Annotated in this window: 18 protein-coding genes; 8 read left to right on the top strand and 10 right to left on the bottom strand. The window is 33.3% G+C overall.

The genetic code is table 11. From position 1 onward, the window contains the following. Positions 1-161 precede the first annotated feature (161 nt). Positions 162-2045, bottom strand: a complete 1884-nt coding sequence (gene htpG, locus SHI72_RS08920; RefSeq protein WP_039111640.1) for a molecular chaperone HtpG — start codon at positions 2043-2045, stop codon at positions 162-164. A gap of 183 nt (positions 2046-2228) precedes the next feature. On the opposite strand from htpG, the gene SHI72_RS08915 reads away from it, so the two are divergent. The 3 genes from SHI72_RS08915 (at position 2229) to SHI72_RS08905 (ending at position 4542) form a co-directional block, all read left to right on the top strand. Further along, positions 2229-2735 carry a lipocalin family protein gene (locus SHI72_RS08915; protein ID WP_039111639.1) on the top strand — a complete coding sequence of 169 codons (507 nt, stop codon included), beginning with the start codon at positions 2229-2231 and terminating at the stop codon, positions 2733-2735. A gap of 29 nt (positions 2736-2764) precedes the next feature. Next, positions 2765-3454, top strand: a complete 690-nt coding sequence (locus SHI72_RS08910; RefSeq protein ID WP_039111638.1) for an OmpA family protein — start codon at positions 2765-2767, stop codon at positions 3452-3454. Between the two features lie 137 nt (positions 3455-3591). Next, a complete protein-coding gene (locus SHI72_RS08905) occupies positions 3592-4542 on the top strand; it encodes an ABC transporter ATP-binding protein (protein WP_039111637.1) in 951 nt (316 codons plus the stop codon). A 295-nt stretch (positions 4543-4837) separates the two neighbouring features. Here SHI72_RS08905 and SHI72_RS08900 read toward each other — a convergent pair whose 3' ends face one another. The 7 genes from SHI72_RS08900 to SHI72_RS08870 form a co-directional block, all read right to left on the bottom strand. Further along, on the bottom strand, positions 4838-5779 hold the full coding sequence (locus tag SHI72_RS08900; protein WP_323489749.1) for a DUF2931 family protein: 942 nt from the start codon (positions 5777-5779) through the stop codon (positions 4838-4840). Between the two features lie 109 nt (positions 5780-5888). Further along, positions 5889-6836: a DUF2931 family protein gene (locus SHI72_RS08895; protein WP_323489748.1), complete on the bottom strand. Its 948-nt coding sequence runs from the start codon at positions 6834-6836 to the stop codon at positions 5889-5891. 115 nt (positions 6837-6951) lie between these two features. Next, entirely contained in the window at positions 6952-7956 is a 1005-nt protein-coding gene (locus tag SHI72_RS08890; RefSeq protein WP_323489747.1) for a DUF2931 family protein, read from the bottom strand. Then, positions 7949-9574 (bottom strand): DUF2235 domain-containing protein, encoded by a 1626-nt coding sequence (locus SHI72_RS08885; RefSeq protein ID WP_323489746.1) that lies wholly within the window; start codon positions 9572-9574, stop codon positions 7949-7951. Before SHI72_RS08885 ends, SHI72_RS08890 begins: the two co-directional genes overlap by 8 nt. A 2-nt stretch (positions 9575-9576) precedes the next feature. Continuing rightward, entirely contained in the window at positions 9577-11406 is a 1830-nt protein-coding gene (locus SHI72_RS08880; RefSeq protein ID WP_323489745.1) for a phage baseplate assembly protein V, read from the bottom strand. Positions 11407-11447: 41 nt separating this feature from the next. After that, positions 11448-11840, bottom strand: coding sequence for a type VI secretion system tube protein TssD (gene tssD / locus SHI72_RS08875; RefSeq protein ID WP_039111630.1), 393 nt, complete (start codon positions 11838-11840; stop codon positions 11448-11450). 422 nt (positions 11841-12262) lie between these two features. Next, on the bottom strand, positions 12263-14674 hold the full coding sequence (locus tag SHI72_RS08870; RefSeq protein ID WP_039111629.1) for an alpha/beta hydrolase family protein: 2412 nt from the start codon (positions 14672-14674) through the stop codon (positions 12263-12265). Positions 14675-14939: 265 nt separating this feature from the next. On the opposite strand from SHI72_RS08870, the gene SHI72_RS08865 reads away from it, so the two are divergent. Both SHI72_RS08865 and SHI72_RS08860 read left to right on the top strand, forming a co-directional pair. Next, the gene (locus SHI72_RS08865; protein WP_039111628.1) at positions 14940-15947 is read left to right on the top strand and encodes a 3-oxoacyl-ACP synthase III family protein; all 1008 of its coding nucleotides are present in this window, start codon (positions 14940-14942) and stop codon (positions 15945-15947) included. A 144-nt stretch (positions 15948-16091) separates the two neighbouring features. Beyond that, the gene (locus SHI72_RS08860; protein ID WP_323489744.1) at positions 16092-16763 is read left to right on the top strand and encodes a copper homeostasis protein CutC; all 672 of its coding nucleotides are present in this window, start codon (positions 16092-16094) and stop codon (positions 16761-16763) included. Between the two features lie 331 nt (positions 16764-17094). Here SHI72_RS08860 and SHI72_RS08855 read toward each other — a convergent pair whose 3' ends face one another. Then, positions 17095-19509: a TonB-dependent receptor family protein gene (locus SHI72_RS08855; protein ID WP_323489743.1), complete on the bottom strand. Its 2415-nt coding sequence runs from the start codon at positions 19507-19509 to the stop codon at positions 17095-17097. 323 nt (positions 19510-19832) lie between these two features. Between SHI72_RS08855 and argS the strand changes: the two genes are divergently transcribed. Next, positions 19833-21614 carry an arginine--tRNA ligase gene (gene argS / locus SHI72_RS08850; RefSeq protein WP_323489742.1) on the top strand — a complete coding sequence of 594 codons (1782 nt, stop codon included), beginning with the start codon at positions 19833-19835 and terminating at the stop codon, positions 21612-21614. A 59-nt stretch (positions 21615-21673) separates the two neighbouring features. Here argS and SHI72_RS08845 read toward each other — a convergent pair whose 3' ends face one another. Beyond that, a complete protein-coding gene (locus SHI72_RS08845; RefSeq protein WP_039111623.1) occupies positions 21674-22579 on the bottom strand; it encodes a DUF6607 family protein in 906 nt (301 codons plus the stop codon). Between the two features lie 106 nt (positions 22580-22685). Between SHI72_RS08845 and SHI72_RS08840 the strand changes: the two genes are divergently transcribed. Beyond that, positions 22686-24836, top strand: a complete 2151-nt coding sequence (locus SHI72_RS08840; protein WP_323489741.1) for a TonB-dependent receptor plug domain-containing protein — start codon at positions 22686-22688, stop codon at positions 24834-24836. Between the two features lie 7 nt (positions 24837-24843). After that, positions 24844-26271, top strand: coding sequence for an HmuY family protein (locus tag SHI72_RS08835; RefSeq protein WP_323489740.1), 1428 nt, complete (start codon positions 24844-24846; stop codon positions 26269-26271). Positions 26272-26506 lie beyond the last annotated feature (235 nt).

Raw genomic sequence — 26506 nt, 5'->3', positions numbered from 1 at the left:
GGGTTAAAGTTATGTAAATAGCTTATGTTAAAAAACAGGAATAAGTACTTTTTTTTAAGATTATTAGATTGGATAGTTAAGAATATTGTGTTTTTTAAACAAAAAGCCTCTCAAGTATAACTTGAGAGGCTTAGTAATAGTATGGCTTTTATAGCCAAATATTATTTAATCATTTCAAAACTTCTTTTTACAAAAGCAGTTAATGCTTCTCCTTTTAATAAGTTTTGAGATAATTTGGCTAAATCTAATGCTTGTTTAACCAAATGTTCTTGATGTGTTTTATCTTCGGTATTCAAGATGTTAGTAGCTAAATCAGAATTTGTGTTTACTACCAAGTTGTACATCTCTGGCATATTACCCATACCAAACATTCCAGAACCACCTGATTGACTCATTTCTTTCATTCTACGCATAAATTCTGGTTGCGTAATGATAAATGGAGCAGCTTGGCTATCCATAGCTTCTAGTTGTACACTATATGCTTTTGGAATATAAGATTCTAAAGATGTTTTTAAAGCTTCTTTTTCTTCTTCAGATAATTTAGAAATCGTGTTTTCGTCTTTCTTGATTAAGTTATCAATATGATCAGAATCGACACGTACGAAAGTTACATCTTTATTGTCACCTTCTATTTTCTGAATTAAATGTGAGATAATAGGAGAATCTAAAAGTAATACTTCGTATCCTTTTTCTTTTGCTGTTTCAATATAAGAGTGTTGTGCATCTTTATTTCCAGCATAAAGAACTACCAATTTTCCGTCTTTATCGGTTTGGTTGTCTTTTAATTTCTCTTTTAATTCTTCAAGAGTAAAGTAAGTGCCATCTACTGTTGGATACAATACAAATGCACCCGCTTTTTCATAGAATTTATCTTCAGAAAGCATTCCGTACTCTAAAACGATTTTAATGTCGTTCCATTTTGCTTCAAAATCAGCACGGTTTTCAGTGAATAATGCTTTTAATTTATCAGCTACTTTACGAGTAATGTAGTTTGATATTTTCTTAACAGCACCATCTGCTTGTAAACCTGAACGAGAAACGTTTAACGGAATGTCTGGAGAATCGATAACTCCTTTTAACATTGTTAAAAATTCAGGAACAATTCCTTCTACATTATCAGTTACATAAACCTGATTTTGGTATAATTGAATTTTATCTTTCTGAATTTGCATATCCGAACCTAATTTAGGGAAATATAAAATTCCTGTTAGGTTAAACGGATAATCCACATTTAAGTGAATGTTGAATAACGGATCTTCGAATTGCATAGGATACAACTCTCTGTAGAAACTCTTATAATCTTCATCAGATAATTCAGTTGGTTGTTTAGTCCAAGCTGGATTTGGGTTATTGATGATGTTATCAACTTCTATAGTTTCGTTTACATAATCTTCAGGAGCATCTTCTGGCTTAGGAAGAGTTTCTGTTCTAGTTCCGAATTTAATAGGAATAGGCATAAACTTGTTATACTTATTCAATAACTCGTAAATTTTAGAATCTTCTAAAAACTCAAGAGAATCTTCGGCAATATGTAATACGATTTCAGTTCCACGTGTAGTTTTGTCAGTTGGCTCCAAAGTAAATTCTGGGCTACCATCACATGTCCAATGTGCAGCTGGTTCGTCTTTATATGATTTAGTAAAGATCTCTACTTTCTCAGCAACCATAAAGGCTGAGTAAAAACCTAGACCAAAATGACCTATAATTCCTGAATCTTTTGCAGAGTCTTTATATTTATCCAAAAATTCCTCAGCTCCAGAAAAAGCGACTTGGTTGATGTATTTTTCAACTTCGTCGGCAGTCATTCCAAGACCTTGGTCAATAATGTGGATTTTTTTACCTTCTTTGTCAATTTTAATTTCAATAATTGGATTGCCATATTCTACTTTGGCTTCACCAATACTTGTTAGGTGTTTTAATTTTAGAGTAGCATCGGTTCCGTTAGAAATCAACTCACGCAAGAAAATTTCGTGATCGCTGTATAAGAATTTCTTGATTAAGGGAAATATGTTTTCTACCGAAACATTAATTTTACCTGTTGTCATATTTTTTAAAATTTAAGTTTAACGTTATGCTTTTCAGATTCTTCAAATAAGATACCAATTGCTAATAGGGTGACAAATTGGCGTAGGTGTTAATTGTGAAAGAAAAAAAAATAATTTTTAAACAAATTTAATTTTTTTGCATTGTATCTTTGTAGGAGTATTAATTTTAAATTTGCTAAAACGATGAGAAAAATTATTTTAATATGCATATTAGCCGTAACGGTTTTTGCATGCAAATCAGCTTCTACAGCAACGACATCTTCTAATGGAGCTGAACCGCTTTCTACAAAACTTGATAAGTCGACTCAAGTAGCAATTAAAGGAAATTGGGTTTTAACCAATGTTTCTTATCCGGGTTCAGAGTATATTAAAGTAAATTCATTTGATCTTGCTGATTCTAAGTGTTTTATTGGTAGTACTTGGAACTTTATTTCAAACAACAACAAAGGGTCGATGGCTTTAGCATCATCTGGTTGTACTGATTTTTCTTCTCCAATTGTATGGAGTATTAATAGTCAGGGTATGTTTGTTCTTAAGATTCTTGATGCTGGTATAAAAGCAAAAAAAGTGAGAGACGGATATTTATTGAAAATTGGAGGTTTAACTGAAAATTCATTTCAATTAATTGATAATATCAATGTTGGAGGACAAGTTAAAGATGTAGTATACCAATTTCAGAGAGCTAATTAATATTAAAGAATACATAAAAAGATAAATATATGAAAAAGATAACAGTTTTAGGTTTGAGTACTTTACTTGTATTGACAAGTTTTTTTACAAGTTGCGATTCAGTTAAGAATGCAAATAATACTCAAAAAGGTGCAGGAATAGGTGTTGCTGCAGGTGCTCTTATCGGGGGTATTCTTGGAAACAATTTAGGACGTGGTGGAAACGCTGCTTTAGGTGCTGCTATTGGTGCTGCTGTAGGTGGTGGAACTGGTGCTCTTATTGGAAACAAAATGGACAAACAAGCTCGTGAAATTGATCAGGCTTTACCAGGTGCTACTGTAGAAAGAGTAGGAGAGGGTATTCATTTAACTTTAAATGAAAATTCTGTTCGTTTTGATACTAATAAATCAACATTAACAACTCAGGCAAAAGCAAATTTAGATAAATTAGTTCCTGTATTTAATGAGTACGGAGATACTGATATTCAAATTTTTGGTTATACAGATAATACTGGTAAACCAGAATACAACTTAACACTTTCAGGACAAAGAGCTGCTTCTGTGCAAGCATATTTAGTTTCAAAAGGATTAAAATCTACTCGTTTCAAAACTTCAGGTTTAGGAATTGCTGATCCAATTGCTACAAATGATTCTCCAGAAGGAAGAGCGCAAAACCGTCGTGTTGAATTTGCTATTACTGCAAATGACAAAATGGTAAACGATGCAAAAGCTGGTAAATAAGGCATTGCTTCTTAGCGAATAAATTAAAAGCTGTTTCTTTTGAAGCAGCTTTTTTTTGTAGATAATTTAATAACTTTCTCTAAGTTATTTTTATCAAAGCAACTATCTTTGTATCCTCAATTTTTCAATGCCAACTAATGCTTCAAGTTCAAGATATTTCTTTTTCGTATACCGAAAAACCTGTTATAAAAAATGTTTCTTTTACCATAAATAAAGGCGAAAATATAGCTATTATTGGCGAAAGCGGCTGCGGAAAAAGTACATTACTTAAATTAATGTACGGTTTATACGATTTAAATGGAGGTACTATTTCTTATAATGAAAAACCTGTTTTAGGGCCTAAATACAATTTGGTTCCCGGAATGCCTTATATGAAATATCTGGCTCAGGATTTTGATCTGTCTCCTTTTGAAACCGTTGCCGAAAATGTCGGGAAGTTTCTTTCGAATGGTTTTGCTAACATGAAAAAACTTCGTGTTCAGGAATTACTGGAAATGGTCGAAATGGAACAATTCTCGAATGTAAAAGCAAAATTATTAAGTGGTGGACAACAGCAAAGAGTAGCTTTAGTAAGAGTTTTGGCTTTAGAGCCAGAAGTAATTTTGCTAGACGAACCTTTTAGCCAAATAGATGCTTTTCGTAAAAATGCTTTGCGTCGAAATTTATTTAGATATTTAAAACAAAAAGGGATTACTTGCATTATAGCAACACATGATAGCACGGATGCTTTGTCGTTTGCAGATGAAGTAATTGTAATGCGTAATGGAGAAGTTCTTGCTAAAGATAATCCAACAAAAATATACGAAGATCCTGAGACGAAATATGTGGCTTCACTGTTTGGTGAAGTAAATGAAATTGCTACTCATTTATTGCTTCCTTACGAAGATGAAACACATAAGACGCTGGTATATCCACATCAATTTAAAATGGTTCCAGAATCTAACTTATTAGTAAAAATTAGAAGAACCTATTTTAGAGGAAATCATTATTTGATAGAAACGGTTCATAAAAGACAGTTAATCTTTTTTGAAAGTGAAATTGATTTACCTGTTGAACAGGAAATATTTTTAAGTTTAAATTATCTGTAAATTAGATAATTCTTTTTGATACTACAAAATAGCAACCCCTACAGGTTTTTTAAAATCTGTAGGGGTTTGTTTTAATAAATAGTCTAATGAAAAATTTAGTTTTTTAAATATTTCTCTAAAAACTGATCTTGTTCCCAAAGTTAGTGCAAGATGTTTATTGGATTATATAAGTACGTAACTATTTTGATAGTTTGGATTTAATGTGATGATTAAAAGAACTACTATATTGTTTACTTTATCCATTGTGTATTTCTCTTTTGCGTTTTAATTACCATCACACTTGCCTTAAAAATGATTAATAAGATCCCTCATACATCACTGAACCTTTATAAATGCGTACACTATCAACTTCTACAGGTTCATGATTTAAAAAAAGTTCTAGTTTTTGATTGTCTTTACTTATTTTTACTTCAAACTCCTGTTTGTCCTCTGTTTTAAAATTTTTAAATTTTTCGAATATCACTTTTTCATTTAGAAAAATATTCCCCCGAAAACGCTCATCAGGACTAGTTTCCCAGTCGAGTTCAAGGATTTGTGGTAAAGCATGATTGGTATAACTTGTCACGGGTAGTGGAGGCATAAAAATGATATCCTGTTCGCCATTGTAGTTGGTAAAACAATATTGAAACAAACGTAAAGCGGCGTTTTCGTTTTCCATTTTTACCCTAAAGGTGTAACGCTTGCGGTACATATCCCATTTTTCGGAAGAGGTATTGGGTAAAAAATCCCTTTCTTTTACTTCTTCACGGTTCATAGACCATCCCTTAAAAAGTCTTTGTTCGAGTTCTTTATCGTCAGGAATTACCTGAGCCTGATAACGCCCGAGTTCAATTCTCATAACTCGATATTCTTTCCAAACCACCACCATACCTTGTGGCGCAAAACCGAATATCAAACCCGAAAATTTTTCGTTTCTATAATCATTATAGCGATAGGTAGTATCTACTGCTTTTTTCATTTCCTCTACAGAGAAATCAACTTTAAGATGGTAAAACTTATCTTCGTAACCAGCATAATAAATTACATCAGCCCCTATAGGCGTACCATGTTGTGAAGTCCAGCTTTTTCCAGATTCTCCCCAGCGTCCCGACGAACCACCAAAGGGCAAACTGGCAGAGATTCCCTCGAGCGTTAAGATATCACCTTGTACAAATTCTACTCGATATATGTTTCTATTCTCTCCATGTCGTTGTAATGGCTGGCAGGTATAACTCTGCCATTCGTATTTATTTTTCATTTGACAACTTACGTTTAAAGTGAGTATTAATAATAAAATCGAAAGTTTATTAATTTTATCCATTGTGTATTTCTCTTTTGCGTTTTAACTAATTACCTTAAAATGCCAATTAAAAATGATATGAATTTTTATAGCTTACCGAACCTTCATAAATACGAACACTATCGACTTCTATAAGCTTGTGATTTAAAAACAATTCCAATTTCCGATTGTCTTTGCTTATTTTTACCTCAAATTCTTGTTGATCCTCGGTTTTAAATTTTTTAAATTTTTCGAATATTACTTTCTCATTGAGGAAAATATTACCTCTAAAGCTTTCTCCAGCAGCAGTTTCCCAATCAAGTTCCAGTATTTGCGGTAAGGCACGATTATCGTAACTGGTGGCGGGAAGTTGTGGCATAAAAATGATGTCTTTTTCACCATTATAATTAGTAAAGCAGTATCTAAACAAACGCAAAGCCGGGTTTTCGTTCTCCATTTTTACCCTAAAGGTGTAGCGCTTGCGGTACATATCCCATTTTTCGGAAGAGGTATTGGGTAAAAAATCTCTTTCTTTTACTTCTTGTCTGTTCATAGACCATCCCTTAAAAAGTCTTTGTTCGAGCTCTTTATCGTCAGGAATTACCTGAGCCTGATAACGCCCGAGTTCGATTCTCATAACTCCGTATTCTTTCCAGACCACAACCATGCCCTGTGGAGCAAAACCAAATATCAAGCCCGAAAACTTTTCGGTAACATAATCATTATAGCGACGGGTGGTATCTACTGCTTTTTTCATCTCCTCAACAGGGAAATCAACTTTAAGATGATAAAACTTATCTTCGTAACCCGCATAATAAATTACATCAGCCCCTATAGGCGTACCATGTTGTGAAGTCCAGCTTTTTCCAGATTCTCCCCAGCGTCCCGATGAACCACCAAAGGGTAAACTGGCAGAAGCTCCCTCGAGCGTTAAGATATCACCTTGTACAAATTCGACACCGTATGCATTTTCATTTTGGCTAACAGATAATATTGGCTGACACGCATAACTCTGCCATTCGTATTTATTTTTCATTTGACAACTGACGTTTAAAGTGAGTATTAATAATAAAATCGAAAGTTTATTAATTTTATCCATTGTGTATTTCTCTTTTGCGTTTTAATTACCATCACACTTGCCTTAAAAATGATTAATAAGATCCCTCATACATCACTGAACCTTTATAAATGCGTACACTATCAACTTCTACAGGTTCATGATTTAAAAAAAGTTCTAGTTTTTGATTGTCTTTACTTATTTTGATTTCAAATTCTTGTTTATCATCTTCTTTAAAATTTTTGAATGCCTCGAATATCACTTTTTCATTGAGGAAAATATTCCCTCGAAAGCGCTCATATCCGCTAGTTTCCCAATCAAGTTCCAGAATTTGTGGTAAAGCACGATTATCATAACTGGTAGCAGGCAGCGGCGGCATAAAAATGATGTCTTTTTCTCCGTTGTAATTTGTAAAACAGTATCTAAACAAACGTAAAGCTGGGTTTTCGTTCTCCATTTTTACCCTAAAGGTGTAGCGCTGGCGGTACATATCCCATTTAGCACAAGAGGTATTGGGTAAAAAATCTCTTTCTTTTACTTCTTCACGGTTCATAGACCATCCCTTAAAAAGTCTTTGTTCGAGCTCTTTATCGTCAGGAATTACCTGAGCCTGATAACGCCCGAGTTCGATTCTCATAACTCCGTATTCTTTCCAGACCACAACCATGCCCTGTGGGGCAAAACCAAATATTAAGCCCGAAAACTTTTCGGTGACATAATCATTATAGCGACGGGTGGTATCTACGGCTTTTTTCATCTCCTCAACAGGGAAATCAGCTTTAAGGTGGTAAAATTTATCTTCGTAACCGGCATAATAAATAACATCGGCTCCTATAGGCGTACCGTGCTGCGAGGTCCATGACGAACCAGTATATCCCCACTGTCCAGACGATCCGCCGAAGGGCAAACTGGCAGAGATTCCCTCGAGCGTTAAGATATCACCTTGTACAAATTCTACTCGATATATGTTTCTATTCTCTCCATGTCGTTGTAATGGCTGGCAGGTATAACTCTGCCATTCGTATTTATTTTTCATTTGACAACTTACGTTTAAAGTGAGTATTAATAATAAAATCGAAAGTTTATTAATTTTATCCATTGTGTATTTCTCTTTTGCGTTTTTCTATAGGTAAAATTTCTGTAAATCGGGGCTCTAGCCCAAATTTATCTGCTTTTACCGACCAATGTAAGTATTTATGGCGTAATTTTTTTAAGTCCTCAGGGTTTATATAATCGAGATAGCTTATTTGTTTCGACTCTGTAATATATTGATCAACAGTTCCCCCTCCTTTTAGAGCCTTATTTCGGTGTGTCATAACTGCCTTGCTATAATTCGTTAACTGAGTAAATACATCAGCAATAAAAGGATCCGAAATATTGGTTTTTTGTTTTTTGATGGTATCATCATAAATAATCCCAAATTGTTTTTGTTCTGAGACCATAATCATTTTATTAAGGGCTATTTTGTCGTAGGTATTTTCCAGAGTGCGGTTCCCTACCAGGTAGGCTATTTTCTTATCTTTGTTATATTCCAGTTTAAGTTCGTGATCGTTGTACCAGCCTTCGTTTACTAGTATTTTTTTGAAAGCATTAGCTTCTTGGGTGTTGGGAATAAAATTATAATCCTCATCACGGGTTCCAAAATAATAAGATTCTTTATGTACAGCAGAGCGTTCTTTATCATGTGCAAGATAAGAGCCTCCAATGTCTGAATGTACACCGGGAAATGTTAACTCCAACCCTTTAAAACCGGCACTATCGATATTGGTTAAGTCAAAATTTTCCCGATATTCATCGGCTGCTGAAATCTGGAAAATCATTTTGGCTTTTTTTATCGCCTTAAGACCTAAATCTTTTACATCATTATTATGATTGATTCCGTGTGACGAAACAGTATCGTATAAACCTACAAAATTGAAAATGACTTCCCCAATCTCAAAAATCCCCTTATTAATAAGACATCTTCCAAAATAACCTAGCTTAACTTCAAAACTTTCGGGATAAGGAGGCTTTGTTTTATCTTCATTTTTCGGGTATTTTTCTGAAATCATATCTCCAGGAAGAATAAAATTTCCTTCTTTAGAAACTTTTACAGTATAGGAAACATTGGTAATATCCAAAAAATGCCTTGCCGTAGCCGCCCCGCGGCTAAAACCAAAAACATTGATTGTTAGTGAGTCAATAGGTTTTCCGTCAGCTGCTTTTTGAACTTCTATCGCCCCCAATTCGCACCCCTTTTTTACCTTGTCTTTTATGCCTGTATTCCAGAAACCGGCACTTTGCGCAATACCTACAGGCAGCATGTCATCTGATTTCTCATCAGTGGTTCCAACTCCTTCAACATAAACTCTTAGCTGTTTAGAAGCATTAATTGCATCATAACCTCTGGCAACGTTGGTATAATCGTTCTCGTAGCTATCATCTATTTTATTCGAATTTTTCTGGTATTCCTCTTTGTTTTTTTCTCTGGCTGCGGTATTGGTTTTATTATTGGTTGTACCATCAAAGAAAAGATTCAGAGTAAGATCAAGTCTGTTGTTCATAGAGTCGTCAGGGTGTAATGGTTCATAATCATGGTACATAATACCTTCTTCTTCGCCATGCCAGTTATTCTGTTCTGCTGCAATAAAATTCACATCTCCTTTAGTTGCTCGTATATCTATATTGCCCTTAGCCGTTTTGGTTAGTGTGCTGCCTATAATTCTTGTAATTCCCATAATTATGCGTTTTTAGAAGTTTCTGCACTGTGGTTATTCACATTTTTTGCTCCTCGCACATTTATACTTTTCTCGGTGCTGTTTAAAAGTACTTCCTGAGCCATTTCTTTAATATCATCGCTTTCAGTTTCTTTTTTTCCTCCTACCCATTCGAGCATATTCCCTATAACATTTAAGATGTAATCGGTACCTACGGATAGGTTATGGTGTAAATTAATCTGGGTTTCTTTATAGCCTCCGGCACTTTCTTTAATATTCTTTCCTGCGTTCATAATAATATCTTCCCCAGCTTCAATTTCTATATTTTTTGGAGCGAGAAGTTTTATGCTTCCTTTTCCATCCATAAAATATGTGTTCCCGCTTGGGTCTTCTATTAAAATGCTGCCTTCGGCATCGTTATACACGATCATGATTCCGGAACGGGTACGCATTACTTTTAGATCATTATTGGGTGTGGCGTAGCCGCTTTTTTCTTTTGTGCTGGATATTGTTCCTGTTACTATTGGCATTTCGGCATTGCCTCCTTGAAAATATACAAATACTTTATCGCCTATTTCAGGAACCCAATGTGTTCCTCTGCCATCTCCGCCGTGTTGTTGTGTCACTGGGATATATGGAGTGGTTTCGCCTTTGGCTTCTTGCCACGGCATTTGTATGGTTATGGCACTAAGTCCGTCGGGGTCATTATTAGCCATTACTATTGCCGACTGGCTCTCGCAACGTGGTACTAAATCGGGATTAGTTTTTGGCGAGAATACGGCTCCATTAAAATTTACTGCTTTAAAATGGTTTTCGTATCCTCCGCCATCATCACACGTATGGGTAATTTGGGTTACTCTATAGCTGCTTTCTAGTTGCACATCGACGCCTGTTATTCTAACAGTATTCCCTAAGGTAACTCCTGGGACTTCGCTCGTGGCTTTTATATGCATTAGTCCACTTGTTATAGCTCGCATTTTATTCTTGGCATATTCTTCAGAAGCATTTCGTCCATTTCCTCCTACAGGATTTTGGTTAACTTGTATTATTGTTTCTTTATTAAATACGGTATTAGATTTGTTGATGAAGTTTTGATGAAATCCATCAGCTTCTTTTCTGTATGTAGCAGTATTTGTAGCAAAATGGTTGCCTTGGCGATTATCATTCTCGATGGTCTTAAACAAAGTTGGGGCTAATTTTATCTCATAGCTGAAATCTTGCATATTAACTCCATAAACCAGATTAGGTTCTGTTCCTGAACTTCCGGGACTACCAAAAACTATCGTGCGTCCTGTGTCGTAAAACCATTGCCCGTGACGCATTGCTATGCGGTTAAGGAAATTAAAATCGCTCTCGTTGTATTGAACCGTGTAAGCTAGATTGTCTTTATAATAAGGGGATACATTCATATCGATTTCATAACCCGATTTAATCTTGTTTACAATATCGCTTAGTGGCATTCTTGTAAATGAGTTTGAGTCTGGTCCATTATCTAGAATTATTGATGTACTATATCCTTTTATCAATATGGTTTCTTCCATATCTTTACTAGTAGATTTTTGCAATTTTACCTTAGTAACTATCCCATAAAACTGCATGATATAGTCCTTTGGGTTAGTTATAATCATGAGGTCATCGAGATCTGGGATCGGTTTTATCTCTATGCTTATTCTTTCGCCTATTAATTGTTGCGAAACTGGCATAACGCTTTTAAACTCATCTACCAATGTGTCTTGTCTTATTTGTAGGCTAAAAGTATGGTGGTTATGGATTTTCTGCACAATTTTTAAACCGCTGAAATTCCGGATTGTTTTTTCTCCTATTTTTATTGTGGTATGTGTTTGTAATGCCATAGTTGTAGATGGTTAAATTGTTTTATAGCTAGTTTTGGTTATTAAGAATTTTTCCAGTTATTCTCAAATAAAGTATTGCCAATTTTTACTTCGTTGGAACTAATAAGTATCTCGGTTGTCATAGGAACATTACCTTCACTACGAAAGCTTTTGCGGAAAGAAATACAGAACGCTTTCTTGAAAGTCACATTTTTCATAGTGCTCATTGCGTCTCTGCGATAAAAAATAATTTTGCCGTCTTTGTTGCTTGTGTGCGATACCATCCAATCCGAAAATAAATCGGTTTGAGTACTTTCTATAACTAGCCTTATTTGACCTCCTTTGGTTTTATTGGATGGTTTGCCATTGTTGTCGGTGTTTTGATCTAGGTTTATGTCAAATTCTAAAACATTAAATATCTCGTTGTCTAATTCTAATTTTGCTAAAAAACTCATCTGCTTGTTTTTTTTAAATTGGTTTTTACTTAATTAATGCTATACCTTTTTTGTTGTAGGTGTAATTATTATTTATGTTTTACAAAAAGTGCTTTCGTAAAGTAAGCGTGATGAGACTATTTTATTGGGAGAAATAAGTTATATAAGCGCTAGAATAAGACTTTTTTTATAAGATAAAAGCGTGAACCGAATACTTAAAAGGGGATTTAAATACGTGTGAGTTTCTGGTTTTCTAGCCCTGATGGGAACGGCATCCTTTTATGGCGGTCCCGATCCCGAAGCTTCGGGACGGGAGCCATAAAAGATATAGTGTACAGCAGGATTAGCTCCTTAATATATTAGGTATAGTATGAAACGAAAAAATCCCCTAAATGATGAGTTTAGGGGATTCTTGGTGTATTAATTGAGAAGTTTCTCAGTAATTAATTTTTCAAATATTTCTCTAAGAACTGATCTTGTTCCCAAAGCAAATGCAAGATGTTTTCTTTAGCTACATATCCATGAGATTCTTTTGGTAAAATTACCATTCTTGCAGGAGCGCCCAATCCTTTTAAAGCTTGGAAATAGCGTTCTGTTTGCAATGTAAAAGTCCCAGGGTTATTATCGGCTTCACCATGTACTAATAGTAGTGGCGTTTTCATTTTGTCGGCATGCATAAATGGTGACATTGTGTTGTAAACATCTGGAACTTCCCAGTAATTACGTTGTTCTGTTTGGAAACCAAAAGGAGTTAAGGTTCTGTTGTAAGCACCACTTCTGGCAATACCGCAAGCAAAAAGATTAGAATGTGTTAATAAGTTAGCAGTCATAAACGCTCCGTATGAATGTCCTCCTACAGCAACTTTCTTTCTGTTTATATATCCTAGTGCATCTACAGCGTCTATTGCAGCTTCGGCATCATCTACTAATTGTGTAATAAAATTATCATTAGGTTCTGTAGTTCCTTCACCAATAATCGGGAACGAAGCATCATCTAGAACTACATATCCTTTGGTTACCCAATATATAAATGAACCATAGTATGGAAACGTAAATTCATTTGGGTTTTGGCTACTTTGTCCTGCACTATTTTTATCCTTGTATTCTGCTGGATATGCCCAGATTAACAATGGTAATTTTTCTTTTTTGACTTTGTCATATCCTTCAGGTAAGTATAAAGTTCCAGATAATTCTACACCATCTTTTCTTTTGTACTTAATAACCTCTTTGCTTACATTCTTAATACTTTCAAATGGGTTTTTAAAAAAAGTAACCTGAGTTAAGCTATTTTGTTTTTTTATGTTTCTGAAATAATAATTAGGATAGTCATTTTTAGATTGAATTTGTACCAAAACTTTTCCAGTTTTAAAATCTTCAATCTCTACTATATCTTCTTTTTTATCTTTAAATGTAGAAGTATACAGACGTTTTGTTTTTAATGTTTTAAGATTAAGTTCGCTAATAAAAGGGAATTGACCATCTTTGGTAAAACCTTCACCAAGAAGAAAAGCATTGTCGTTTTCTATAGCAAGAACGTATTTATTGTATTGGTTCTTTTTGAACTCAAAAGCACCTGGATCTGCATAGATATCTTGTGAGTTTCTATCGAAGATTACTTTTGGTTTCTGAGTTGCGTCAGATGGATTGATTAAATAGGTTTTAATGTTACGTGTATCATACCATTCGTCCATAAGGATTGCAGTATTGTCATTCCCCCAAATAATTTCATTAAAACGTTGAGGTGTTTTTACCAATGCAGTTGCTTCGGTATTAAATGGAGCATTCCAAAGAAATACTTCGTCTCTAAAATCAACTTTATTTGCAGGATCTCCACCATCTAAAGCTACAACATAAGAAAGCGTTGCTGGTTTATCGTTTCTCCATGACATTTCTCTTTTTCCTTTACGAACAGCCATAAAACCTTTTGGCATAATTTCATAAAGAGGAACTTCGTTTACGGTTTTTACTTCTGTACCGTTTTTATCATAAACTACCGCTTTTGATGGAAATCTTCCTAATGGAACAATATAGGAGAATGGTTTTTGGATTGTAGTTAACATCACATAATTACCATCTGGCGAAATTCTCTCAGAAGAGTACATATCAGCATTTTTAAATAAAGTAGCTGTACCGTTAATGTTTACTTTGTAGATTTCAGATGTGATGATGTTCTCAAAATTAGCTTCATCATTTTTGTTTTTCAACATGTCTGCATAGGTTCTATTTTGCGATTTAGATCCATCGGCAGTAGAAACAATTGGACCTGTTGGTAAATCTTTTTTAGAATCTAATAATGCTGGTCTGTTTTTAGGCAACATCTTTACAAGAATTGTTTCGTTGTCGTTGAACCAGCTAAATGGAGTTCCCAGATTAGCATTTAAGTTTGCTTCGGTAAGTTTTGTAGCTTTTGCAGATGCAACATCTACAATCCAAAGTTCTACTCCGGTTTTTGTAGTATGAGTAAATAAGATTTTCTTATCATTAGGCGACCATACAATATTACTGATTTGAGGAGCTGTTGGTAAACCCGATACTTGAATTTCTTTGGTATCGCTGATTTTTCTTAATTTAAGATTTTTTACATACGTAACTGTACTCGAAATATTTGTTACAGGATTGATTCTTAAACCTGCTAAACGAAGTTCTTCCTGATTTAAATCTTCTAATGTTTTATAGGTATTTCTGTAAGTTAATAACATGAACTCTTTTTTTGTATCCATTGATACTGAAGGAGCTCTTTCGTAATCGGCTAAATCCAAAATAGATTTTGAAGGTTTCTGGTACGTCAGGTTTTCTTGAGCAAAAGCCACTAAGCCAAGATTTAAAAACAGAAATAAGGTAACTTTTAATTTCATAGTTGAAACTTTTATGATTAAAGATTGTTATGATTTGTCTAAAGTAGTCCAATCTTGTTACATTTTAATAATGAAAAGTGATTGTTATAAAAAAAAGCTTTAAATTTAATATGTTTTTCTTACAAATCAGAATATGCTTGTGAAAAGTAATTAATGGGAATAATATATAGAATTGTTAATTACTAAAAAATCACTAAATTGTGTACATGATTTTTAAAAGATGTTTAGATTTGCAGTCCAATTTTTTAACGAATAATAAAAAAATATGTATCATTCAAAAATAGCGGGATTAGGATATTATGTCCCTTCAAATGTGGTAACCAATGACGATTTGTCAAAAATAATGGATACCAACGACGAGTGGATACAAGAACGAACAGGGATTGAGGAACGCAGACACATTATAAGAGGAGAAGATACTACAACTTCGATGGGTGTAAAAGCTGCCGAAATAGCTATCCAACGTTCTGGTGTAGCAAAAGAAGATATCGATTTTGTTGTTTTTGCAACATTAAGCCCAGATTACTATTTTCCAGGTCCAGGAGTTTTGGTACAACGTGATTTAGGATTAAAAACTGTTGGGGCATTAGATGTAAGAAACCAATGTTCTGGTTTTATTTACGCTATTTCTGTAGCAGATCAATATATTAAAACAGGAATGTATAAAAATGTTTTGGTAATTGGTTCTGAGGTGCATTCTACAGGTTTGGATATGACAACCAGAGGAAGAGGGGTCTCGGTAATTTTTGGAGATGGAGCCGGAGCAGCAGTTTTGAGTAGAGAAGAAGATACTACAAAAGGAATTTTATCTACACACTTACACTCAGAAGGACAACATGCTGAAGAATTATCTCTAACAGCACCAGGAATGGGAGCACGTTGGGTAACTGATATCTTAGCAGATAATGACCCGAACGACGAAAGTTATTTCCCTTATATGAACGGACAATTTGTATTTAAAAATGCAGTAGTACGTTTTGCCGAAGTAATTAATGAAGGTTTGGTAGCTAATAATCTACAGGTTTCGGATATCGATATGTTGATACCACACCAAGCAAACTTGAGAATATCACAATTTATCCAAAAGAAATTTGGCTTGAATGATGATCAGGTATATAACAATATTCAAAAATACGGTAATACAACCGCAGCATCTATTCCGATTGCATTGACAGAAGCTTGGGAAAAAGGAAAAATCAAATCTGGAGATACAGTTGTTTTAGCTGCATTTGGTAGTGGATTTACCTGGGGAAGTGCAATTATCAAATGGTAATTTAATCTTTACATTATATTTTAAAACCTGTTCCTTTTGGAGCAGGTTTTTTTGTTTAATTTCGGATCAGGATAATTTTATAAAATTGTATTGCCAGATTAAATGTAATTGAAGTCTGTTGCAATTGTTTAAGTATAATAAGAAATGGAAAAAAGTCAATTAGAGATTGCATGTTTTAATCTTGATTCTGTCGAGATTGCTCAGGCAAATGGAGTAAACAGAATTGAGTTGTGTATAAATATGAAAGAAGGAGGGACAACTCCGGATTTAAATTTAGTTCGGGCAGCGAGAGAAAAAGCTACAATAGATTTAAATGTTATTATCCGACCTCGAGGTGGAGATTTTGTTTATACAGAAGCTGAGTTTGAGGAAATGAAAGAGAATATAATCGAATACAAAAAATGTAATGTAGATGGATTTGTATTTGGAAATCTTAATCCTGACGGAAGCCTAAATATAGATCAAAATAGAGAGTTAATTAATTTAGCAAATCCGCTACCTTGTACTTTTCATCGTGCTTTTGATGTTGTTGCAGATGTGTCTAAATCTCTCGAAGATGTAATTAATTGTGGTTTTAAAACAATCCTGACATCGGGACAAGGAAAAAATGTAGAAGAAGGAATTGATGTACTTATCGATGTTGTCCAAAAAGCAAATAACAGAATAGTAATTATGCCAGGTGGAGGACTTAGATCTACAAATATTGGATTGCTAAACGAAAAACTAGGAAATACTTTTTTCCATTCATCCGCAATTACCGACTCTGGCGAAACTGCGAGCGCAGTAGAGATTAATGCTCTAAAAGCTAAGTTGTAGTTTGCTGTAGTTAAAATAAGTATTATCTAAAAAAAAAAATGGTACGCGGATGATACGGATTTCCTAAAGGAAAGACGCTGATAAAAACAGATTTTTAAATAACATAAATAAAAAATCCGTTTTTATCAGCGTTTTCGCCTTGGCGAATCTGCGTCATCCGCGTTCCATTTTTAGACAATCTATGGAATTTAGATATATCAAAAAAGCCCAGAGTGGCATACTCTGGGCTTTCTTTACTACAAAAAATATTCAAAAAGGTTTCGACTTAAGTTTATCCTAAACGGAGACGAACGACTCAACCTGACAATAAAATTCGAATAAGTGTGATGGATTAAAACATTCCTCCGCCGCCTTTACTCGTGTTATCTTCTCTTTGTTTACGTTGCAAGTTTTTAATTTTTGCTCCACCAAAATTATAGGTTAAACCTAAATAAACTGTTTGACTTTCCCATGTAAATTCTCCTGTATGCGGGTAAGGATAATTAGAATCAAAAGCATATTTCATGGTGTCAAATACGTCATTAAAACGTACACTAATATTCATCTTGTTGTCTAATAATGTATAACGTGTACCTATGTCCATTTTGTACATTTCATGACTATTATTTTGAAGACCGTCTACACCGCCTCTGTAAAAACCGAATAATAAGAAACTGATACGTTTGTTTACTTTAAAGTTTGAGTTCATACGACCATTAAATGCAGCAACAGTAACTTTCCTTTCAATTGGATTACTCATTTTTGTTACAGGATCGTATAAAAACACAACACCTTGTTGGTTGATACTAGAAAAATCAATAGAAGGTTGGATATCCCACCACTTTGTGATTTTGTAATTTAACGAAACTTCAAAACCGTAAGAAGTATTATGATCATAGTTAGTGTAAGTCATAATTTGTTTGTTACCGCTTGGGTCAGTTTCATCAGGATATAAAATTCTGCTAATTTGGTCATTAATACTTCTGTAGAAAACACTAGTTGTAAAACTTCCTTTTTCAAGAGTTTTAGTATAATTTATTTCTACCGAATTAGTAAACTGTGGTGTTAATTCAGGATTTCCTAAAGAGGTTACTAACGGAGTAGAAAACTCACGAATAGGTTTTGTTTGTTCTAAACTCGGACGGTCTACACGACGGCTATAGCTTAATTGCAAAGTATTTTTCTCATCCAGTTTATATGTAAGATAAGCTGATGGATATAAAGTGATATAGTCATCATTAAATTTTTCAAGACCATGATTTAAATTAGCTGCTACTTTATAACTTTCAAAACGAGCTCCTAATTGGTAACTGAATTTTTTGTATTTCTGACCAAATGTTACGTAAGCTGAATAAATATTAGTGTCGTAAGTATAATTAGTAACTGGAAATTCAGCAAGCGGATTTCCGGTAATATAATCATTATTTGTTTTAGTAATCCTAGCTTCGGCACCAGCCTCAAGGGTAGTTTTCTCGTTTAAAGGATTCACATAATCAATATTAAAAGTGCTTAATTTACGAGTAGCTTTAATTTGATCATCGTAAATTACGCTTTCTACAGTATTATCCGTTTTTGTGGATTGAGTATCAAAAGCAGCATATTGTGTTCCTTCATTATCACTATAGTTTCCTTCAAAATCTAAAGTATGGCCTTCTTTTTTAAAGATATGTTTGTAGGCTAAATTATAAGTACCAATTTTGTTTGGACCTGAGTATTTTGATTTCTGAAAAATATTAGAAACATCAGAATCTGTTAGATTATTATAATCAATGTTTGTGTCTACAAATCCTTTTCCGTTTGATTTATTTTGGTTGGTATAGACAGACAATGTGTTATGATCGTCAATTAAATAATCCATTCCAATTTTATACAAGTAAGAATCATTATCGTTTAGGACATTAATATCCTGAATGATTTCCGGATCAATTCTTTTGATGAAACCACTATTGTGATAAGTTCCAAAATTCTGACCTACGTTTCCAAATAAATTTACTTTTCCAGTCTTATAATTCAAATCTAATGATTGATTGTATTTAGCTGTTTCCCCAAAAGTAATACCAGCACTATAACTTCCGTTGAAACCAGTGTTGGAGTTTTTATGCAGAATAATGTTGATGATTCCAGACATTCCTTCTGGATTATATTTAGCACTTGGGTTTGTAATCAACTCAATTTTTTTGATAGAAGTTGATGGAATTTGTTTCAGTAATTGTGCAGGGTCAATATTTGATGGTCTTCCGTCTATTAATACGCGTACATTATCGTTTCCACGAAGAGAAAGTTTTCCGTCCTGATCAACATTTACCGAAGGGATATTATTCATAATGTCTGATGCAGAAGCTCCAGCAGTTGTAAGATCCTTACCAACAGTAATTACTTTTCGGTCAATTTTTTGTTCAATAGTCGAGCGTTCACTAACAATGTTTACACCTTTAAGTTGAGTAGCTTCTTCCTCAAGAGCAACTTTAAATGTGTATTCTTTTTTTGAATCACTAAAGTATAAGTTGGTTTTGTATGGTCTAAATCCGATGTATTGTATTTCTAAGATATAATTTTTTAAAGGGATATTTTTTAAAATAAAGTCTCCTTTATCATCTGTCACACCACTTGCGATTGTTTTTCCTTCTTCTTTTACGGCAACTGTTGCATAAGAAATTGGTGAATTAGTGGCTTTTTCTAGTACTTTTCCAGAAACACTTCCAGAATTTTGAGCTTGTACCGATGTTATCACTCCAATAAGTAATAACATGATAATTTTAAGTTTCATAAGATTTGATTTAGTTAAGGTTGATTAATTGATTATTTGATTGATGATTTTGTCTTTAAAATACAAGTTGATTATTCTTGATGGAAATTTATTTAAAGACTCTATTAAGACTATTATATTAATTTTATGTTACAGGATTTGCGAAAAAAAATAGTTGAATTATTGTTTTTTCTTTGTTTTTCAGACATTTAAGGCTATTATTTGTAATGAGTCTTAATTATTTTTTAAAATATAAGAACTTCTTATCATAGATTTTAAACCTTTCACATTTTCTGTAATTGATGAATAAGCAGTATATTTGCACACTTTAAAACTAAGTTTACATGTCATTATCACAAATTCTTACGCCTTCTATACAAAAAGCAATACAAGCCTTATTTGAAGTAACCGTAGATAAAATCGAATATCAAACTACCCGAAAAGAGTTTGAAGGCGATATTACAATGGTTATTTTTCCTTTACTAAAAGTGATTAAAAGTAATCCTGTTGAGTTAGGGAATAAAATAGGGAATTATCTTGTAGAAAATCTTCCAGAGGTTGCCCGTTTTAATGTGGTTTCTGGTTTCTTAAATATTGTAATTGCCGATACCTATTATGTAAATTTCTTTAATGGTATAAAAGATGGAAAAAAATATGGTTTTGTAGAACCTAATCCTTCTGATAAAGCAATTATTGTAGAATATTCTTCGCCAAATACAAATAAGCCATTGCACTTAGGTCACGTTCGTAACAATTTGTTAGGATACTCAGTTGCCGAGATTATTAAAGCTGCAGGTAAAAAAGTATATAAAACTCAAATTATAAATGATAGAGGAATCCATATTTGTAAATCGATGCTGGCTTGGGAAAAATTTGGAAATGGAGAAACTCCTCAAAGTACAGGTTTAAAAGGTGACAAACTGGTAGGGAATTATTATGTGAAGTTTGATAAGGTTTATAAAGAGCAGATTAAGGAATTAATGCAAGCTGGTAAAACCGAAGATGAAGCTAAAAAGCAAGCGCCGATAATATTAGAAGCACAAGAAATGCTTTTAAAATGGGAAGCAGGAGATAAAGCTGTCAAAGAACTTTGGGCAAAAATGAACCAATGGGTTTATGATGGTTTTGCTATTACATATAAAAACTTAGGTGTTAATTTTGATAGTTACTACTATGAAAGCAATACTTATTTATTAGGAAAAGATGTTGTACAGATCGGTTTGGATAAAGGAATTTTTGAAAAAGATCCAGATGGTTCTGTTTGGATTGATTTAACCGATGAAGGTTTAGATCGTAAAATTGTACTTCGTTCAGATGGGACAGCAGTTTATATGACACAAGATATTGGTACAGCAATCCAGCGAGTAAAAGATCATCCAGATGTTGGAGGAATGGTTTATACTGTAGGGAATGAGCAAGATTACCATTTTAAAGTATTGTTCTTAATTCTTCAAAAATTAGGTTTTGATTGGGCTTCAAGTTTATATCATTTATCATACGGAATGGTAGATTTACCTTCTGGTAAAATGAAAAGCCGTGAAGGAACAGTTGTTGATGCCGATGATTTAATGCAGGAAATGACCGATACAGCTCAGGAAATTTCAGAAGGTTTAGGGAAATTAGATAGTTTCTCTGCCGATGAAAAAGCAAAACTATATAGTACAATAGGACTTGGTGCTCTTAAATATTATATCTTAAAAGTAGATCCTAAAAAACGTATCTTATTTAATCCAGAAGAGTCTGTAGATTTTGCTGGAAACACAGGACCGTTTATTCAGTATACTTATGCAAGGATACAATCGATTATTCGTAAAGCCGATTTTGATTTTTCTGTTACATTAACTGGAATCGAAGAGCTTCATGAAAAAGAAAAAGAATTGGTAAAACAAATCGAACTTTTCCCAGAAGTAATCCAAAATGCAGCTCATAATCATAGTCCGGCATTAATTGCTAATTATACATATGATTTGGTAAAAGAGTACAACTCATTTTATCAATCAGTACATATATTAGGAGAAGAGGATTTGACCAAAAAAATATTCAGAGTTCAATTCTCTCAAAAAGTAGGAGAGATTATAAAATCAAGTTTCAGCTTATTAGGAATAGAAGTTCCTGAAAGAATGTAAAATAAAAAAGAGCCGTTAGTATTAAACTAACGGCTCTTTTTATAACTAACTAAAAATACTTATTTTACAAATTTGTTGATGATTGCATCCGTTTCTGCTTTTGTAGCAGTAGGTTTTAAATCAAACAAAAGAGAGTAAAGTGCTTTTCTATCTACTTTAGCTTCTAGGTTTAAATCTTGATGTCTATCAAAAAGAGTTTGCCATTTATCACGAACATTTTTCCAAAGTGCGTTGTTTTCTTTCCACCATTTTTGACCAGCGATACATTTAATGTCTGCAACTTTAGTGTACACATCCATTCCTTTTTCTTGTGCTAACAAAACATCTTTTCCGCTATCATCGCGAACTAATTTGTCATTGTCTTGTTCATGATTCCATCCAGTAGCAGTAATTTCATGAATGTTTCTTCTTTTTAAAACATTATAATCATTACGTATTGTATGTTCTCTACGAGGTAGTGGAGCATCTGTAACATTTGCCCAGTAATCTTGCCCATCTACATGTACCCATGTTGAAGATCCTTCATATCTTGGACTATCATCTACCTGATATACTTTTTGACTCCATTGACCTTTTACGTCTTTTTTGTCTAATTTTTTATATTTCCAAGAAGTTCCTTTATCAAATAAATACAAGTCAGTATTCTCATACAACCAATCTTGTCTCCAGTGTTTAATAATCATATCATCACTTACTATCAATAAGTGTTGCATTACAATTTTGTTAGGGGTGTCTTCTAATAATTCTACCCATTCTAAAGCAGATTCATGTTTAGTTGGTGAAGGCTTGTAATTAATTGAATCTTTAGAATACTTAAATGTTTCAGTAAAATTAAATTTCACTTCATAACAACCACACATCGATTTTATCGATTTAATATCTTGTTGTTTTTTAGATTCCTGGCTAAATCCAAAATTTACAGATAACACCATAACGGCTGATAAACAGAGGCTTTTTGTAATCATAACTTGTTTTTTTTGATTTAAAATTTTTAGCAAATATATAAATTTTATTTAGATTGAATTAAAATAATTATATATTTGCCAAGATTATTAAGACCAATTAAAAATAATGAAAATTAAAATTATCCTATTTATTGCCCTTGTATTTTGTGAAACACTTTCTGCACAGGAAAAACAGAAAGACAGTATTCGTGCAAATGAATTATCAGAAGTTGTAGTTACTGGACAATTTGAACCACAATCTATAAAGAAGTCAGTGTTTAATGTGCGTGTAATCTCAGAGCAGGATATAAAGCAATTGGCAGCAAATAATCTTGCTGATGTTTTAAATCAGTATTTGAATATTTCTATAAGAACAAGTGGAAGTGATGGTCGTTCTACGGTTTCAATGTTTGGATTAGACTCTCAATATTTTAAAATTTTAGTAGATAATGTCCCCTTAATAAGTGATACAGGAATGGGAAACAATGTTGATTTAACCCAGGTTAATCTTGATGATGTAGAACGTATAGAGATTATCGAAGGGTCGATGGGAGTTACTCATGGAGCAAATGCAGTAACAGGAGTCCTCAATATTATTACAAAAAAGAAAGCAGCTCACAAATGGGAGATTAGTGTTACAGCTCAAGAAGAAACTGTGGCAGATGAATTTGCATTTTTTGATAAAGGACGACATATTCAATCGGCAAAAATAGCGCATAATTTTAATGAGAATTGGTTTGTTTCGATAGGAGGAAATCGAAACGATTTTGCAGGATATTTTGATGATAAAAAAGGAAAAGATTATGCTGTCGGAAACGGTTTAAGAGGTTATAGCTGGCTTCCTAAAGAACAGCTTGTAGGGAATGCTTTGATCGGTTATAAAAAAAATGATTTTAGAATTTTTTACAAATTTGATTATTATAGTGAAAATGTAGATTATTACAATCCTATTTTAATTCCCCAGGTTAATTACCCTTTTCCTGAAACATATTTTGCAAACGATAAACGTTTTATATCTAATAGATATTACAACCATTTAAATTCATATGGTAAACTTTTTTCAAAATTAAATTATAACGTTTCAGTTTCTCATCAAAAGCAAGATCGAGATATTGAAAAATTTAATTATCAGATGGAAACCCATAAAGAATGGGGAAATGATCGAAAAACATATCAATCTAACGAAGTTTTATATTCTACAGGAACTGTAAATAATTTTTTTGATGATAAAAAAGTCGATTTACAGATTGGTTATGAGATTACAAATGAAAATGGATTTTACAATTCAGCTTCTGGAAGTTTTAAGGATGACCAAAAGCAAGCAAAAGATGTTAGAGCACGTTTAGAAAACTACGATATTTTTACTGTTGCCGAAATTAATTTTACAGATAAGTTTTCTATACGTCCAGGAATTAGATATTCTTTTCAATCAAAATTTGATAGCCAATATGCAAGTTCATTAGGGTTAAGATATCTTTTTAAACGCGGGCTGGAAGCTAGGGCTTCGATAGGAAGCTCGTATAGAACTCCGAACTTCGATGAGCTTTATACCTATTTTGTAGATTCGAATCATAATGTTCAAGGTAATCAAAATTTAGTTCCCGAAACAAGTACTTCGTATGAAGTGAGTTTAAAAAGGTCTTGTCGCTTTAATTCTGGAGCACAACTTTCAAGCAATCTTGCTGTAACTTATTTAGATGTTGATGATAGAATTAGTTTAGTATTGTCTCAAGTAGTTCCAACCCAGAATTATAAATATCTGAATATCGATAAATATCAAATGTGGAATATATCTTCGACCCAACAATTTGCTTATAAAAGTTGGAATGCTAAAGTAGGGGTAGCATTGGTTGGGATTTCACAAAAAATAGACCTTGCTGCTCTAGATATTAGTTCAGACGATAATTTTTTGTATTCATTGCAACTAAATTCTAGTATTTCTTATACTCTTCCTAAATGGGGAACAATGTTTTCTGCTTATTATAAATACAATGGAAAAGAGCAACGCTATGTTGCTGCAAGTGATGGAACAAATACACAATTTTTTCTAACCGAATTAATGCCATATAGCTGGATGGATGCATCAATTAGACAATCGTTTTTCAAGAAACAATTAGATGTAACTATAGGAGCAAGAAATATTCTTGATGTTAAAAGTGTCACTTTAACGCAAGGAGGATCTTCTTCGGGAGCTCACTCAAGTGGAGGAACCGATGTATTGCTTGGGTATGGGCGTTCATATTTTCTTAAACTCACGTATAACCTTAATTTTAATTAATATAATCATGAAAAAAAATCTATTTTTAATGCTTTCTTTTGTATTACTTGCTTTCACAGCGTGTAATAGCAATGATGACAATAATAGTGATGAGCAGACACTGTCTGTTGCATTTGCCGAGCCTTCATATAACTTAACAAGCGATTTGACGCCAATTCAGATAAAATTTTCAGCTCCGACTCCTACAGCTGGATCATTGACGCTTACCTACACAACAACGGCAGCAGTTTATACTACAGATTTCACAACAGTTCCTGCAGTTGTAGAAAATAAGATAACAGTACCTTTTGTACAAAGCGCAACCTCTGTTGAGTTTACTTTTAATAGAATTAAAAAAGCAATTGGAACTGAAGTAAAAAATGTAATCTTTACTATTACAGGTTCCTCAATTAATGCTAATGTAGTAGGTAATAAAACAATGCAATTAAATTTTAACGAGACAGCTTCGTTAGGAACGGCTTTAGCTCCAGAATTTGGAGGACCTACTGAAGCGAATCAAGTTTATATTGATTTGAGTAGTGGTGCAATGACAAAAGTGGCAAGAGTTTCTTGGGATTTAGGTTTTTATTCTGGTAAAGATTTTAGAGTTGTATTAAATAATACAGTGAAGATGTCGGTTAAAAAACTTACGACTGTAAACATAGATGAAGTACAGGTTGCTGATGAAACTATGATTATTGCTCAAGGGTCAGGTTCGCCAGATCAAGTAGATGGTCCTGATGGAAATATTTTGAAAACTGCAATTGCTGAAGTTTCGGCTACAGATGGAGAAAATAAAGTGTATTTAATTAATATGGGAAGTAATCCTGGTACAACAGTTCCAGAACTTGGATCAGAAGGAATTGGGTCAGGTGCATCAAGAGGATGGAAAAAGGTTAGAATATTAAGAAGTGGGAATGATTATAAAGTTCAGTATGCAGATATTGCATCTACAACGCATCAAGAAGTAATAATTTCTAAAAATGCAGCCTATAATTTTACATTTTTCAGTTTATTGGATAAGAAAACGGTTAATGTAGAGCCACAAAAAAATCAATGGGATATTAATATCACAACATTTGTTAACGTAATCCCAGGTGGGCCATCAGGTTTAGCACCTTACCATTATCCAGATTATGTGGTTAATAATCTTAGAGGTGATGCAAAAGCATATCAAGTACTTGTTTCAGGAGCTCTAACATACGATAGCTTTACATTGGCGAATGTAGAAAGTGCTAAATTTACAGAAGATCAGAGAAACATTGGTTCAAACTGGCGAGGTACAAGTATAATGGGGCCTAATGGTCTTCCAGTTCCTCAATTTGTTTTAAGAACGGATCGTTTTTACGTTGTTAAAGACCCTGCAGGAAATGTTTATAAATTGAAATTCACTGCTGGAATGAATGAAAAAGGTGAAAGAGGATATCCGAAATTCCAATATGCATTATTAAAATAATCATATAAAAACGATTCCATTTTATGGAAATAAAAAGATTGGTAAGTTATTTCATGTGGTAGGGTTGTAACTTATCAATCTTAATAACAAGACTATGTTTAAATTCAATTTAGATAGTAACTTGGTTTTTTTTATTTTTTTTTTTTGGAAAGAGGCTGGATTTATCTAGCCTCTTTTTTATTTTTATTTAATCGTAAAAAAGGAATAATAGATTTATTGTTTATTCTATCTTTGC

The sequence above is a fragment of the Flavobacterium sp. PL02 genome, assembly GCF_035013205.1.
Classification (GTDB): domain Bacteria; phylum Bacteroidota; class Bacteroidia; order Flavobacteriales; family Flavobacteriaceae; genus Flavobacterium.
Note: the sequence above shows the minus strand (reverse complement) of the source record. Positions and strands in the feature narration are given on the sequence as shown.

What these genes read in the sequence shown, in the direction of transcription:
- htpG (WP_039111640.1), bottom strand. Translation starts at nt 2,045, where the DNA reads ATGACAACAGGTAAAATTAATGTTTCGGTAGAAAACATATTTCCCTTA.
- SHI72_RS08915 (WP_039111639.1), top strand. Translation starts at nt 2,229, where the DNA reads ATGAGAAAAATTATTTTAATATGCATATTAGCCGTAACGGTTTTTGCA.
- SHI72_RS08910 (WP_039111638.1), top strand. Translation starts at nt 2,765, where the DNA reads ATGAAAAAGATAACAGTTTTAGGTTTGAGTACTTTACTTGTATTGACA.
- SHI72_RS08905 (WP_039111637.1), top strand. Translation starts at nt 3,592, where the DNA reads ATGCTTCAAGTTCAAGATATTTCTTTTTCGTATACCGAAAAACCTGTT.
- SHI72_RS08900 (WP_323489749.1), bottom strand. Translation starts at nt 5,779, where the DNA reads ATGAAAAATAAATACGAATGGCAGAGTTATACCTGCCAGCCATTACAA.
- SHI72_RS08895 (WP_323489748.1), bottom strand. Translation starts at nt 6,836, where the DNA reads ATGAAAAATAAATACGAATGGCAGAGTTATGCGTGTCAGCCAATATTA.
- SHI72_RS08890 (WP_323489747.1), bottom strand. Translation starts at nt 7,956, where the DNA reads ATGGATAAAATTAATAAACTTTCGATTTTATTATTAATACTCACTTTA.
- SHI72_RS08885 (WP_323489746.1), bottom strand. Translation starts at nt 9,574, where the DNA reads ATGGGAATTACAAGAATTATAGGCAGCACACTAACCAAAACGGCTAAG.
- SHI72_RS08880 (WP_323489745.1), bottom strand. Translation starts at nt 11,406, where the DNA reads ATGGCATTACAAACACATACCACAATAAAAATAGGAGAAAAAACAATC.
- tssD (WP_039111630.1), bottom strand. Translation starts at nt 11,840, where the DNA reads ATGAGTTTTTTAGCAAAATTAGAATTAGACAACGAGATATTTAATGTT.
- SHI72_RS08870 (WP_039111629.1), bottom strand. Translation starts at nt 14,674, where the DNA reads ATGAAATTAAAAGTTACCTTATTTCTGTTTTTAAATCTTGGCTTAGTG.
- SHI72_RS08865 (WP_039111628.1), top strand. Translation starts at nt 14,940, where the DNA reads ATGTATCATTCAAAAATAGCGGGATTAGGATATTATGTCCCTTCAAAT.
- SHI72_RS08860 (WP_323489744.1), top strand. Translation starts at nt 16,092, where the DNA reads ATGGAAAAAAGTCAATTAGAGATTGCATGTTTTAATCTTGATTCTGTC.
- SHI72_RS08855 (WP_323489743.1), bottom strand. Translation starts at nt 19,509, where the DNA reads ATGAAACTTAAAATTATCATGTTATTACTTATTGGAGTGATAACATCG.
- argS (WP_323489742.1), top strand. Translation starts at nt 19,833, where the DNA reads ATGTCATTATCACAAATTCTTACGCCTTCTATACAAAAAGCAATACAA.
- SHI72_RS08845 (WP_039111623.1), bottom strand. Translation starts at nt 22,579, where the DNA reads ATGATTACAAAAAGCCTCTGTTTATCAGCCGTTATGGTGTTATCTGTA.
- SHI72_RS08840 (WP_323489741.1), top strand. Translation starts at nt 22,686, where the DNA reads ATGAAAATTAAAATTATCCTATTTATTGCCCTTGTATTTTGTGAAACA.
- SHI72_RS08835 (WP_323489740.1), top strand. Translation starts at nt 24,844, where the DNA reads ATGAAAAAAAATCTATTTTTAATGCTTTCTTTTGTATTACTTGCTTTC.